Source organism: Streptomyces sp. NPDC014889 (assembly GCF_043081205.1).
GTDB lineage: Bacteria > Actinomycetota > Actinomycetes > Streptomycetales > Streptomycetaceae > Streptomyces.
Genome location: NZ_JBIBWH010000002.1, coordinates 228,096 through 241,566 on the forward strand (window position 1 = coordinate 228,096; position 13,471 = coordinate 241,566).

Annotated in this window: 12 protein-coding genes; 6 read left to right on the forward strand and 6 right to left on the reverse strand. The window is 69.1% G+C overall.

Translation table 11 applies throughout. The features are described 5' to 3' along the window. The first annotated feature begins 1 nt into the window (after position 1). The 6 genes from murJ to trxA all read left to right on the forward strand — a co-directional run bounded on the left by murJ (position 2) and on the right by trxA (position 7,319). The gene (murJ, locus tag ACF09J_RS04175; RefSeq protein WP_392303820.1) at positions 2–2,332 is read left to right on the forward strand and encodes a murein biosynthesis integral membrane protein MurJ; all 2,331 of its coding nucleotides are present in this window, start codon (positions 2–4) and stop codon (positions 2,330–2,332) included. A gap of 118 nt (positions 2,333–2,450) precedes the next feature. Further along, entirely contained in the window at positions 2,451–4,169 is a 1,719-nt protein-coding gene (locus ACF09J_RS04180) for a serine/threonine protein kinase (protein WP_392303821.1), read from the forward strand. Positions 4,170–4,195: 26 nt separating this feature from the next. After that, the gene (gene sigM / locus ACF09J_RS04185) at positions 4,196–4,936 is read left to right on the forward strand and encodes an RNA polymerase sigma factor SigM (RefSeq protein ID WP_392303822.1); all 741 of its coding nucleotides are present in this window, start codon (positions 4,196–4,198) and stop codon (positions 4,934–4,936) included. Continuing rightward, positions 4,933–5,805, forward strand: coding sequence for a hypothetical protein (locus ACF09J_RS04190; protein WP_392303823.1), 873 nt, complete (start codon positions 4,933–4,935; stop codon positions 5,803–5,805). Before sigM ends, ACF09J_RS04190 begins: the two co-directional genes overlap by 4 nt. 168 nt (positions 5,806–5,973) lie before the next feature. Next, complete coding sequence (gene trxB / locus ACF09J_RS04195) at positions 5,974–6,945, forward strand: thioredoxin-disulfide reductase (protein WP_392303824.1); 972 nt, start codon at positions 5,974–5,976, stop codon at positions 6,943–6,945. Positions 6,946–6,986: 41 nt separating this feature from the next. Then, on the forward strand, positions 6,987–7,319 hold the full coding sequence (gene trxA / locus ACF09J_RS04200) for a thioredoxin (RefSeq protein WP_326803252.1): 333 nt from the start codon (positions 6,987–6,989) through the stop codon (positions 7,317–7,319). A 122-nt stretch (positions 7,320–7,441) separates the two neighbouring features. Here trxA and ACF09J_RS04205 read toward each other — a convergent pair whose 3' ends face one another. From ACF09J_RS04205 to yidC, 6 genes are all read right to left on the reverse strand, one after another. After that, a complete protein-coding gene (locus ACF09J_RS04205) occupies positions 7,442–8,059 on the reverse strand; it encodes a GNAT family N-acetyltransferase (RefSeq protein WP_392303825.1) in 618 nt (205 codons plus the stop codon). 322 nt (positions 8,060–8,381) lie between these two features. After that, complete coding sequence (locus ACF09J_RS04210) at positions 8,382–9,500, reverse strand: ParB/RepB/Spo0J family partition protein (RefSeq protein ID WP_392303826.1); 1,119 nt, start codon at positions 9,498–9,500, stop codon at positions 8,382–8,384. Continuing rightward, entirely contained in the window at positions 9,497–10,570 is a 1,074-nt protein-coding gene (locus ACF09J_RS04215) for a ParA family protein (protein WP_392304166.1), read from the reverse strand. The genes ACF09J_RS04210 and ACF09J_RS04215 overlap by 4 nt, the downstream gene beginning before the upstream one ends. Before the next feature lie 252 nt (positions 10,571–10,822). Next, positions 10,823–11,539, reverse strand: a complete 717-nt coding sequence (gene rsmG / locus ACF09J_RS04220; RefSeq protein ID WP_392303827.1) for a 16S rRNA (guanine(527)-N(7))-methyltransferase RsmG — start codon at positions 11,537–11,539, stop codon at positions 10,823–10,825. A gap of 116 nt (positions 11,540–11,655) precedes the next feature. Further along, positions 11,656–12,168, reverse strand: a complete 513-nt coding sequence (locus ACF09J_RS04225; RefSeq protein ID WP_392303828.1) for a protein jag — start codon at positions 12,166–12,168, stop codon at positions 11,656–11,658. A 15-nt stretch (positions 12,169–12,183) separates the two neighbouring features. Beyond that, positions 12,184–13,470 (reverse strand): membrane protein insertase YidC, encoded by a 1,287-nt coding sequence (gene yidC, locus ACF09J_RS04230; protein WP_392303829.1) that lies wholly within the window; start codon positions 13,468–13,470, stop codon positions 12,184–12,186. Between the last annotated feature and the right edge of the window lies 1 nt (position 13,471).

Sequence of the window (13,471 nt, forward strand, 5' to 3'; positions counted from 1 at the left end):
CATGAACGCGCCGTACGACGGTGACCGCGGCCAGGCCGTGGGCGGCTCGGGCCACCCCGACGCGCCGCCGCCCGGAAACGGCCGGACGCCGCCGCAGCAGCCTCCCGTGGACCCGTACCTCCAGGACGCCTACGACGACGACCCCTACCGGGCACAGGACCTCACGGCCCAGGACCCGGTCGGTGAGGCGCTGTACGACCGCGCCGCGCACCCCCCGCCTCCCCCGGGCACGAACGGGCCGCAGCAGCCGCTGTACGGCCGCCCCGCACAGTCGCCCCACGCCCCCGACCCGCGCGTGTGGGCGCCGACCCCGCCGCCGGAGCCGTCGGGCACCACCCAGTACCTGCCGCACGGCGAGGATCCCCGCACCACTGAGTTCGTCGGCGTCGACGACCTGGTCAGCCATTCCGGCGAGGACCGCCACGAGCCGGACGCCTTCGCCCATCTCTTCCGCGACCAGCAGCAGGGCGGTCCGGACATGCGCCAGGGCGGCTACGGCCACCAGGGTCCGGGGCAGCACGGCTACCGGCCACCGCAGGACATGGGCGGACGCCCGCAGATGGCCGTCCCCTCGGTTCCCGGCCCCGCCCCGGCCCCGGCCGCCGGTCAGGGACCGATGGGGCCGTACGCGCCCGCACCGGCCGTCGCCGAGGCCCCCGCCCCGGCGGCCGAGCCCGCCCCCGCTCCGGCGGCGAAGAAGGGCGGGAAGGCCTCGGGACTGCTGAAGTCGAGCGCCGTCATGGCGGCCGGCACGATGGTCTCCCGGCTCACCGGGTTCATCCGCTCGGCGATGATCGTGGCCGCGCTGGGCACGGCCCTGCTGGGCGACACCTTCCAGGTGGCCTACCAGCTGCCGACGATGATCTACATCCTGACCGTCGGCGGCGGTCTGAACTCCGTGTTCGTCCCCCAGCTCGTCCGCGCCATGAAGGAGGACGACGACGGGGGCGAGGCGTTCGCCAACCGGCTGCTCACCCTGGTGATGGTCGCACTCGGCGCGCTCACCGCCCTCACGATGTTCGCGGCGCCGCTCCTGGTCCGGATGCTCTCAAATCCGGTCGCCAGCAATCCGGCGGCCAACGAGGTCGGCATCACCTTCACCCGGTACTTCCTGCCCTCGATCTTCTTCATGGGCGTCCATGTGGTGATGGGGCAGATCCTCAACGCCCGGGGCAGGTTCGGCGCGATGATGTGGACGCCGGTCCTGAACAACATCGTGATCATCTTCACGCTCGGCACGTTCCTGTGGGTCTACGGCACATCCGCGAACTCCCACATGACCGTCACGAACATCCCGCCGGAGGGCCAGCGCCTGCTGGGCGTCGGCGTGCTCCTCGGCCTCGTCGTGCAGGCGCTCGCGATGATCCCCTATTTGCGCGAGACCGGGTTCAGGATCCGTCTGCGCTTCGACTGGAAGGGGCACGGCCTCGGCAAGGCCGCCATGCTGGCCAAGTGGACGGTCCTCTTCGTCCTCGCCAACCAGGCGGGCGCCCTGGTGGTCACCCAGCTGGCCACCGCCTCGGTGGCCAGCACGCACATCGACGGCACCGGCTTCAGCGCCTACGCCAACGCCCAGCTGATCTGGGGACTGCCCCAGGCCATCATCACGGTCTCGCTGATGGCGGCCCTGCTGCCCCGCATCTCGCGCTCGGCCGCCGAGAACGACGCCGGCGCGGTCCGCGACGACATCTCGCAGGGTCTGCGCACGACGGCGGTCGCCATCGTGCCGATCGCCTTCGGGTTCCTCGCCCTGGGCATCCCGATGTGCACGCTGATCTTCGGCTCCTCGGGCACCGCGGCCGCCACCAACATGGGCTACATGCTGATGGCCTTCGGACTCGGCCTGATCCCGTACTCCGTGCAGTACGTCGTCCTGCGCGCCTTCTACGCCTACGAGGACACCCGCACGCCCTTCTACAACACGGTCATCGTGGCCGCGGTCAACGCGGGTGCCTCGCTCCTGTGTTACTTCCTGCTCCCGGCCCGCTGGTCCGTGGCCGGCATGGCGGCCGTGTACGGTCTCGCGTACGCGATCGGCGTCGGTGTCGCCTGGCGCCGGCTGCGCCAGCGGCTTGGCGGCGACCTCGACGGCTCCCGTGTGCTGCGGACGTACGCGCGACTGGGCATCGCCTCGGTGCCGGCGGCACTGATCAGTGGCGCGGCCTGCTACGGCATCGGCCACACGCTGGGCCAGGGCGCCTTCGGGTCGTTCGTCGCGCTGCTGGCCGGTGGCGCACTGCTGCTGGGAGTCTTCTTCGTCGCCGCCCGCCGGATGCGCATCGAGGAAATCAACGGGCTCGTGGGTATGGTCCGCGGGCGCCTGGGGCGTTGAGTCGGGGGTAGGCGCACAACCATCGTCCGCAGCTGTGTGTCGTGCATAGCGCCGGACTGTGGGCACAATTGGATTCGGCGTCGGACAGCGCGCGATGGATGGGGAGGCAGGAGCGACGGTGGCGGAACGGATCACGGCTGCCGTCGACGTGGCAGACAACAGCGGCGAGCAGTCGCTGACCGCCGAGGCGGACCAGTCCACGTCCGACGGGGTGGCCCAGCACCGGGAGCGGGGCACGGAGAACGACGAGGCACAAGGGAGCGACAGGACGGACAGCCCCGGGAGGAAGGCCGCACCGCCCGATCTTCACAGCGGTCACAAGCTGGCCGGACGCTACCGCCTCGAGGAATGCGTCACCCGTCTGGACGGATTCAGCAGTTGGCGCGCCGTCGACGAGAAACTCCGTCGCGCCGTCGGCGTGCACATCCTGCCCGCGGACCACGCGCGAGCCCGGTCCGTGCTGGCCGCGGCCCGCTCGTCCGCACTGCTCGGCGATCCCCGCTTCGTGCAGGTACTCGACGCCGTCGAGGAGAACGACCTCGTCTACGTCGTCCACGAGTGGCTGCCCGACGCGACGGAGCTGACCACGCTTCTCGCCGCGGGCCCTCTGGAGCCGCACGACGCCTATCAGTTGGTCAGCCAGATCGCCTCCGCCATGGCCGCCGCGCACCGCGAGGGCCTGGCCCATCTGCGTCTGAACCCCAACGCCGTACTGCGCACCTCCACCGGTCAGTGGCGGGTTCGCGGCCTCGCCGTGAACGCCGCGCTGCGCGGCATCAGTTCGGACACCCCGCAGCGCACCGACACCGAGGCGATCGGCGCACTGCTGTACGCGGCGCTCACTCAGCGCTGGCCGTACGAAAACGACGCCTACGGCATGTCCGGCCTGCCCAAGGACATCGGTCTCATCGCTCCCGACCAAGTACGCGCGGGCGTCCACCGCGGCCTGTCCGAACTCGCCATGCGCGCCCTCGTCAACGACGGCGCCACCGCCTCACGGCATGAGTCGGCGTGCACCACTCCGGAGGAACTGGTCAAGGCGATCGGCGAGATGCCGCGCGTCCGGCCGCCTGAGCCGACGTTCACCGCACCGCCGGAGTACCAGGGCACCTCCTACCAGCAGGGCTCCTACGGCCGTCCGGCACCGCGTCCCGGGGTCACCCAGCCGGTCCCGACCCCGCCGCCCCCGCTGCAGAGCCGCACCGGCAAGGCCCTGAAGTGGGCCGTCTCGGCCCTCCTCATCGCCGCCCTGGGCCTCGGCAGCTGGCAGCTCGCGGACGCCCTCCTGGACCACGGCGGCACGTCCGACGACACCCAGACGCAGACCCAGGACGGCAGCGACAAGAACGAGGAGCAGCCGAAGCCGACCAAGCCGCTCCAGATCCAGGGGGCGCAGGAGTACATCGCCAGCGGTGACGCACAGGCTCCCGGAGACGTCGACAAGACGTATGACGGGGACAGCTCCACGTACTGGCGAACCAAGCGCTACAACGACGGCCCCCGGCTCGCTCCCTACAAACCGGGTGTGGGCATCGTCTACGACCTCGGCGCGGACAAGGAGATCTCGACGGCGTCGATAGGGCTGCGCTACGCCGGTGACCACACGACGGTCCATCTCTATGCCACCGACTCCCTGAGCCCCTCCATCGGCGTCGACGGGATGCAGGAGATCGGAACCGCGACCACCAGCGGGTCCTCTCTCACGGTGAAGGCGACCAAGCCGATCAAGACGCAGTACGTGCTCCTGTGGATCACGGACGTGCCCCTGGCACCCAGTGACGGCTTCAGCGGATCCGGCTACAAACAGGCCATCACCGACGTGAAGTTCACGGGCTGACGTCCCACCGAGGGGGAAGGGGTCAGATGGCGGACGGCGCCGGATACGGCGGAGCGAGCGATCAGGAGCTGCTCGCCCGCCATGTGGAGGGCGACCCCGAAGCCTTCGGTGAGCTCGTGCGCCGTCACCGTGACCGTCTCTGGGCGGTTGCCCTGCGCACGCTGGGCGACCGTGAGGAGGCCGCTGACGCCGTGCAGGACGCGTTCGTCTCCGCCTACCGGGCCGCCGGCACCTTCCGCGGCCAGTCGGCCGTCACGACCTGGCTGCACCGGATCACGGTGAACGCCTGCCTGGACCGGGTCCGCAAGGCCGCCTCCCGCAAGACCTCCCCTGTGAACGACACCGAGCGCCTGGAGCAGCTGCTGGAGCCGCACGAGTCGGCCTCGGCGCCCGCCGAGAGGAACGACGTGCAGCGGCAGCTCGTCGAGGCGCTGGAGACTCTCCCCTCGGATCAGCGGGCCGCCTTGGTGCTCGTGGACATGCAGGGCTATCCGGTGGCCGAGGCCGCCCGCATCCTCGAGGTGCCGACCGGAACGGTGAAGAGCCGTTGCGCCAGGGGCAGAGCGAGACTCCTGCCGCTGCTCACCCATCTGCGACCGGGGCGCACCCGTGTGGAGAAGGAATCGGGCGCGGGACGGAACCGGGCCCAGGGGACATCCGTCCCACCGAAGACGGATCCTGGCGGCACGCGCCCCGAGGGCAGAGACGCGCAGGGCACAGGATCAGGCGATTCAGCTGCTGTGAAGGGCGGAGGTGGGCGAGCGTGACTTCCACGACAGACGCGGCCGGGCACCCGGACGTCACGGAGATCTCCGACCTCACCGAGGGCCTCCTCGCCCCCTCCCGGGCCGAGGACCTCCAGCGGCATCTGGACGAGTGCGCGTTGTGCGCCGACGTCCACGCGTCGCTGACGGAGATCCGTGCTCTGCTCGGCGCCCTGCCGGATGTGCCCGCCATGCCGGCCGACGTGGCGGACCGAATCGACGCGGCTCTCGCCGCCGAGGCCCCAGCCACGGGGGCTCCTGTCACCGGTGGCGCGCGTGTTTCACGTGAAACATCGGCCGTGGACCGACCCTCGGGTCGCCCCCGCGCCTCCAGCACTGGCCCGGGTCGCAGGACAGGCATCCGCCGGGGACGCCGGAGGGGCGCCGTTCTCGGCTCCGTCGTCGCCCTCGCCGCCCTGGGGGTGACATCCGTGGTCCTGGCGACGCTCCACGACGACAAGCGGTCCGACACCGCGGCGCACGATCGTCCAAGCGCGTCCGCGGACACCTTCTCCGCGAGCACCCTCAAGAGCGAGGTCGCCGATCTCCTCGCCCGGGAGCAGCAGCCGCGCAGAGACGCCCACACACCCCATGACTTCGGCGTGGAATCCGCTGCCGGTACCGACAGGCCCAAGCTGCTGAAGAGCCCGCCGACCGTGCCCTCGTGCGTACGGCAGGGCATCAACGGCAGCGGCACCCCGCTCGCCGCCCGGGCAGGCACCTATGACGGCAAGGACGCCTATCTCGTCGTGCTGCCCGACGCCTCCGGCGACAGCACCCGCGTCACGGCCTACCTGGTGGACGCGACCTGTGTCCGCCGCCCGGCGATCACGGCCAAGGTGCTGCTGTCGCACTCCTACGCGCGTTCCTGAGCCGGCACGCTCGGTCGTCGCTCCGCACGGCATCCCGTGCACTGTCGCGCCTCCGTGTGCCCCGGCACGCCGGGAATGCATGCCCCTTAGGATCCGTTGGGTGGGGTGAGAGCTGTGAGAGAGGCTCCCCCGGCCGTACGACACAGTCCAGAGACGAGGAATCAAGCCGTGAGCGATGTCCGTAACGTGATCATCATCGGCTCCGGGCCCGCCGGCTACACGGCGGCGCTCTACACCGCGCGCGCGTCGCTGAAGCCGCTGGTTTTCGAGGGTGCGGTCACCGCGGGTGGTGCCCTGATGAACACCACCGATGTGGAGAACTTCCCCGGCTTCCGCGACGGCATCATGGGCCCCGAGCTCATGGACAACATGCGTGCGCAGGCCGAGCGATTCGGCGCGGAGCTCATCCCGGACGACGTGGTCTCCGTCGACCTGAGCGGTGAGATCAAGACCGTCAAGGACACCGCGGGCACGGTGCACCGCGCGAAGGCCGTCATCGTCAGCACCGGCTCGCAGCACCGCAAGCTCGGCCTGCCGAACGAGGACACGCTCTCCGGCCGCGGCGTCTCCTGGTGTGCCACCTGCGACGGCTTCTTCTTCCGGGAGCAGGACATCGCCGTGATCGGTGGCGGTGACACCGCCATGGAGGAGGCCACCTTCCTCTCCCGGTTCGCCAAGTCCGTCACCGTCGTCCACCGCCGGGACACGCTGCGCGCCTCCAAGGCGATGCAGGAGCGCGCCTTCGCCGACCCGAAGATCAAGTTCGTCTGGGACAGCGAGGTCGCGGAGATCCAGGGCGAGCAGAAGCTCTCCGGACTGAAGCTGCGCAACATCAAGACCGGCGAGCTGTCGGACCTGCCGGTGACCGGCCTGTTCATCGCGATCGGTCACGACCCGCGCACGGAGCTCTTCAAGGGTCAGCTGGACCTGGACGAGGAGGGTTACCTGAAGGTCGACTCGCCGTCCACCCGCACCAACCTGACCGGCGTCTTCGGCGCCGGCGACGTGGTCGACCACACCTACCGCCAGGCGATCACCGCGGCTGGTACCGGCTGCTCCGCCGCCCTCGACGCCGAGCGCTTCCTCGCGGCCCTCGCGGACAACGAGCAGAAGGCCGAGCCCGAGAAGTCCACCATCTGAGCCCCCACCACCCCATCGCACGACCAGTTAAGGAGCCCGCTGTGGCCGGCACCCTGAAGAACGTGACCGACGACTCCTTCGAGCAGGACGTCCTGAAGAGCGACAAGCCCGTCCTGGTGGACTTCTGGGCCGCCTGGTGCGGTCCCTGCCGCCAGATCGCTCCGTCCCTCGAGGCGATCGCCGCCGAGTACGGCGACAAGATCGAGGTCGTGAAGCTCAACATCGACGAGAACCCGGGCACCGCCGCCAAGTACGGGGTCATGTCCATCCCGACCCTGAACGTCTACCGGAACGGCGAGGTCGCCAAGACCATCGTGGGGGCGAAGCCGAAGGCCGCGATCGTCCGCGACCTCGAGGACTTCGTCGCCGAGTAGACGCGGCAGGGCCGCCGAGACGGCGGCGATGTTTCACGTGAAACACGAATGGGCCAACCCTGAAGGGTTGGCCCATTCTTATGGGGCAGTGCGTATGGAGCAGTTCGTTTGGGGCGGCTCGCTCACAGCGGCCTCAGCGCCGGTTCCTTCTGCACCGCTCCCAGAAGCCGGTCGATCGCCATCTCCACGTCTTCCTTCCAGGACAGCGTCGACCGCAACTCCAGCCGAAGCCGCGGGTGGGCCGGATGGTGCCGGACCGTCTTGAACCCCACGGCCAGCAGATGGTCGGCAGGGAGCACGCAGGCGGGTTCCTTCCAGCGGGCGTCCCCGAATGCCTCAATGGCCTTGAAGCCCCGCCGCAGCAGATCCTTCGCGACCGTCTGGACCATCACACGGCCCAGACCCTGTCCCTGGTAGCCCGGCATGATGAACGCCGTCATCAGCTGCACGGCGTCCGGAGAGACGGGGCTCGTGGGGAACGCCGTGGAGTGAGGGACGTAGGCGGGGGGAGCGTAGAGCACAAAGCCCACGGGGACGTCGTCGACGTAGACGACGCGGCCGCACGAGCCCCAGTCCAGCAGGACGGCGGAGATCCACGCTTCCTTTTCCGCCGTGGCCGTGCCGGCCTTCAGCGCTGCTTCACCGCTGACGGGGTCGAGCTCCCAGAAGACGCACGCGCGGCAGCGCTGGGGGAGGTCTTGAAGGTTGTCCAGCGTGAGCGGTACGAGCCTACGGCCCATGAAGGCTGTTCCTCGCTTCCTTCGCCCGCGACGCCACGCGCGGCTGTCAGAGCGCTGCGTTCCTTGAGGAGGCTGCCGACGAATCCGCCGACCGCACCCAGCCCCAGGACCGCGCCGAGCATTCCGGTGCGGCTCACCGTTCGCATGCCCTGCCTCCCTCTAGAGGTACCGCCGGGTGGATGCGTCATACCCGAACGCATCGTATCGACGATGCGATTGCATCGATACCGCCTGAAAGCAAAGAGCGGGCCGTGTTCCGGTACACACCGGACACGACCCGCCTGTGCCGATCGATCGAGCAGAACCGTCCCTTGGGACGGGCTCAGCCCTCCGTCTCCTCCTCCGGCTCCTCGCCGTCCAGAAGGCTCTTCTGCATGACCGGGCCCTCGCCCGGTGCCAGCGTGCCGAGGATGCGCTCCAGGTCCTCCATGGAGGCGAACTCGACGGTGATCTTGCCCTTCTTCTGTCCCAGATCGACCTTCACCCGCGTCTCGAAGCGGTCGGACAGACGTGTCGCAAGATCGGACAGCGCCGGAGAGACCCGCCCACCGGCACGCGGGCCCTTGGACCGGGGAGCCGCCGTCGGCCGCGACCCCATCAAGGTCACGATCTCCTCGACCGCCCGAACCGACAGGCCCTCGGCGACGATCCGATGGGCCAGCCGGTCCTGCTCCTCCGAGTCCTCGACGGAGAGCAACGCCCGCGCATGTCCGGCCGAGAGAACTCCGGCGGCGACCCGGCGCTGTACGGCGGGCGAGAGCTTCAGCAGACGCAGGGTGTTGGAGACCTGCGGGCGGGAACGGCCGATCCGGTCCGCCAGCTGGTCATGCGTGCAGTTGAAGTCCCTCAGGAGCTGGTCGTAGGCGGCTGCCTCTTCCAGCGGGTTGAGCTGAGCCCGGTGCAGGTTCTCCAGCAGGGCGTCCAGGAGAAGCTTCTCGTCGTCCGTGGCCCGGACGATCGCCGGAATGGCCGCGAGCCCGGCCTCACGGCAGGCCCGCCAGCGCCGCTCACCCATGATGAGCTCATAGCGCGCGTGGCCGAGCTGCCGGACGACGACGGGCTGGAGGAGCCCGACCTCCTTGATGGAGGTGACGAGCTCGGACAGCGCGTCCTCGTCGAAGACCTCACGCGGCTGGCGCGGGTTGGGCGTGATGGCGTCGAGGGGAATCTCGGCGAAGTGGGCGCCCATCACCGACGCGGTCATCTCGGCCGGGCTGTTCGCCTGCGGCTGCGATGTTTCACGTGAAACAGACGGCAGCGTGGTCACCTTCGCCGCCGCCACCCCCCGATCACCGCGGTCACCGGTCAGCACCGGGACGGCCGTGGACGACGGGGAACCCGCGCCTCCAGCCGTCGCCTGAGCCGGCGGTTTCTCCCCGGTCGGGGCAGCAGGGATCAGCGCGCCTAGACCACGGCCCAACCCCCTCCGTCGCTCACTCACTGAATCCCCTCCACCATGTTCGGATCACCCTGTGCGCCGACGTGGGCGTGCGTGGCGTCGTAGCTGACGCCGACGCCCCTCAGCGCGATTTCTCGTGCCGCCTCCAGATAGGAGAGGGCACCGCTTGACCCTGGATCGTAAGTCAGCACCGTCTGCCCATAGCTCGGCGCCTCGGAGATACGGACGGAGCGAGGAATGCTCGTCCGCAGCACCTCCTCACCGAAGTGGCTGCGCACCTCTTCCGCGACCTGGGACGCAAGGCGCGTCCGGCCGTCGTACATGGTGAGCAGAATGGTCGACACATGCAGAGTGGGGTTGAGGTGCCCCCGGACCAGGTCGACATTGCGCAGCAACTGGCCCAGGCCCTCCAGCGCGTAGTACTCGCACTGGATCGGAATGAGGACCTCCTGGCCGGCGACGAGCGCGTTGACCGTCAGCAGGCCGAGCGAGGGCGGGCAGTCGATGAGGATGTAGTCCAGCGGCTGCTCGTAGGCCTGGATGGCCCGCTGAAGCCGGCTCTCCCGCGCCACCAGGGACACCAGCTCGATCTCCGCACCGGCGAGATCGATCGTGGCGGGGGCGCAGAAGAGACCCTCTACATCGGGGACGGGCTGAACGACCTCGGACAGCGGCCTGCTCTCCACCAGGACGTCATAGATGGAGGGGACTTCGGCGTGATGGTCGATACCCAGCGCCGTGGAGGCATTGCCCTGCGGGTCGAGATCGATCACCAGGACACGGGCGCCGTGCAGAGCCAGCGAAGCGGCAAGGTTGACGGTCGTCGTCGTCTTGCCCACGCCGCCCTTCTGGTTGGCGACCACCATGACCCGGGTCTGTTCGGGCTGGGGCAGACCCTCGCCGGCGCGACCCAGAGCCTCGACCGCCAGTTGGGCAGCACGACCGATGGGAGTGTCGTCCATTGGGGGCGGCGTTTCACGTGAAACATCCTCCCCCATTGATTCGGTACGGGGACCGGGGACCGGATCGGTCATCGGTCCCGCAATGTTGGCGTCGGACCGCAAGGATTCACTCTCCTCGACTTCAGGCTCGCAATGCACAGAGCCTCCCATGCCTTCGGGGTCGCGAACCAGTGAGGCCTGACGTTCTGTGGAGAAATCCACCTCTGTGGACAACCCTGTTCCCTGTCCGAGCGAACCGAGAGGCTTACGGTCGCGAGGTTGGGCCGCAGCGCGGCCACGGTTGATGATGCCGTGCAGCAGTGAGCGACGTTTCACGTGAAACACGATGCACAGCGGCCGTGGCCGGACTGTCGCGACACTCCGACATGCGGAGGTTTGGCAGCTTGTGTGGAGTACGGCCGGCTATCGGCGCCGTCGTGTCCGTCCCGTCCGCGCCGCCTTCGCCCGCTTGGCCGCGAAGCGCACGCCACCCGGGCTCTCCCCGACCTCGACCCGCACGACCGTGGAGCGCGGATCCACCACGCCCTCACCCACATGCAGGATGGACGTCTCCACCGCGCCGAGCTTGCTCAGGGCGGTGGCCGCGCTCTTCAGCTCCTCCTCGGCGGTGTCTCCCTTGAGGGCGAGCATCTCCCCGTAGGGCCGCAGCAGCGGGATGCCCCACGTGGCCAGGCGGTCCAGCGGCGCCACCGCACGGGCGGTCACCACATGGACCGGCGGAAGCTGGCCCATCACCTCCTCGGCACGCCCCCGGACGACGGTGACGTGGTCGAGACCCAGCAGCTCCACGACCTCGGTGAGAAAGTTGGTGCGCCGCAGCAGCGGCTCCAGCAGCGTGATCTTCAGGTCCTCGCGGACCAGGGCCAGGGGAATGCCCGGCAGGCCTGCGCCCGAGCCGACGTCGCACACCGTCACCCCCTCGGGAACCACCTCGGAGAGCACCGCACAGTTCAGCAGATGCCGCTCCCACAGACGGGGTACCTCACGCGGGCCGATCAGCCCTCGCTGCACTCCTGCCTCGGCCAGCAGCTCGGCGTACCGGACCGCATCCGTGAAGCGATCACCAAATACGTCACGTGCCTGCTCAGGTGCAGGGGGGAGCTCCGCTTCCGCCGTCACGGGGACCGTCCTTCCGTACCGCATCGACGCTCACGACGCCGACCATCAGAACTACCAGGCTGACAAAGTACGGCCCCGCCTGCGCAACAGACGGGGCCGGTGGAACGCGGGACCGCTCAGGCGGGAAGCACGACGACGAAGCGCTGTGGCTCCTCGCCCTCCGACTCGCTGCGCAGGCCGGCGGCCTTGACCGCGTCGTGCACGACCTTGCGCTCGAACGGAGTCATCGGCTTCATCTTCACGGGCTCGCCACTGCTCTTGGCCTCGGCGGCGGCCTTCGCACCCAGCTCGGACAGCTCGGTCCGCTTCTTGGCGCGGTAGCCCGCGATGTCCAGCATCAGACGGCTGCGGTCGCCGGTCTCCCGGTGCACGGCCAGGCGCGTGAGCTCCTGCAGTGCCTCCAGCACCTCGCCGTCCCGGCCGACCAGCTTCTGCAGGTCGCGACCGCCCGCGTCACTGATGATCGAGACAGAGGCGCGGTCGGCCTCGACATCCATGTCGATGTCACCGTCGAGGTCGGCGATGTCCAGTAGACCCTCGAGGTAGTCCGCCGCGATCTCGCCCTCCTGCTCCAGGCGGGTCAGGGCGTCCGCGCCCTCGGCAGCGGCGGAGGTGGTGCCTTCCGTCACGGGATGGGCTCCTTCTTACTTCTTGGACGGGGACTTGGGCCGCTGCGGGCCCTTACGCTGTCCGGACTGGGCCTTGCTGCGGGTGCCGTTGCCGGGCTTCGAGGCGGCCTTCTTGCCGGGGGCGGCCGGAGCGTCCTGCGGCGCGTCGGACTTGGTCAGCGACAAGGACTCCGTCGCCTCCTCGGCAGGCTTCGTACCGCCCGACTGACGCTGCGCCTTGCTCTGCCGCTTGGGCTGCTGACGCCGGGGAGCGGTGGCGGTGGCGGTGGCGGTAGTGGTCGTACCGTCCTCGGCCTGCGCGACGGCGGCGCTCTCGCTCTTCATCACGGAGCCGTCGGCCTGGGCCGCGAGGCCCGCCTTGTTCAGACCGTTGATGAACTTGCGCTCGAAGTCGTTGCGGTCACGGCCCTTGACGACGATCGCCTTGACGATGGCCTTCTCCCGCCGGTTGCGGGTCTTGCCATGGTGCGTGACGTGCTTGAAGAGCCGCTCCAGGTACGCGGCCTGGGCCTTGGAACCCGGGGTCGGGTTGTTGTGGATGACGTACATCTGCTGGCCCATGGTCCACACGTTGGTGGTCAGCCAGTAGACGAGGACACCGACCGGGAAGTTGATGCCGAAGACGGCGAACATGACCGGGAAGACGTACATCAGCATCTTCTGCTGCTGCATGAACGGCGTCTTCACCGTCGTGTCGACATTCTTCGTCATCAGCTGGCGCTGCGTGTAGAACTGCGACGCCGACATCAGCACGATCATGACCGCGGTCACGACCCGGACATCGGTCAGCGAGGCACCCAGCTGGGCGACCTTGTCGGCGCTGTCCGTGAACTTCGCGGCGAGCGGGGCGCCGAAGATGTGCGCCTTACGGGCACTGGCGAGCAGCTGATCGTCGATGACGCCGATCGTCTTGCCCGTCGCGATGCCGTTGAGCACGTGGTACAGGGCGAAGAAGAACGGCGACTGCGCCAGGATGGGAAGGCACGAGGAGAGCGGGTTGGTACCCGACTCCTTGTACAGCTTCATCATCTCTTCGGACTGGCGCTGCTTGTCGTTCTTGTAGCGCTCCTGGATCTTCTTCATCTCGGGCTGGAGCGTCTGCATCGCCCGGGTCGCCTTGATCTGCTTCACGAAGAGCGGGATCAGGCAGATGCGGATCAGGATCACCAGGGACACGATGGACAGGCCCCAGGCCCACCCGGTGTCCGGCCCGAAGATCGTCCCGTACACCGTGTGGAACTGGACGATGACCCAGGAGACGGGCCAGGTGATGAAACTGAAGAGGCTGGCAATCGTGTCCACT

Coding starts and splice junctions, on each gene's coding strand:
- ACF09J_RS04215 (WP_392304166.1), bottom strand. CDS start 10,570: ATGGGAGGCTCTGTGCATTGCGAGCCTGAAGTCGAGGAGAGTGAATCC.
- murJ (WP_392303820.1), top strand. CDS start 2: ATGAACGCGCCGTACGACGGTGACCGCGGCCAGGCCGTGGGCGGCTCG.
- sigM (WP_392303822.1), top strand. CDS start 4,196: ATGGCGGACGGCGCCGGATACGGCGGAGCGAGCGATCAGGAGCTGCTC.
- ACF09J_RS04205 (WP_392303825.1), bottom strand. CDS start 8,059: ATGGGCCGTAGGCTCGTACCGCTCACGCTGGACAACCTTCAAGACCTC.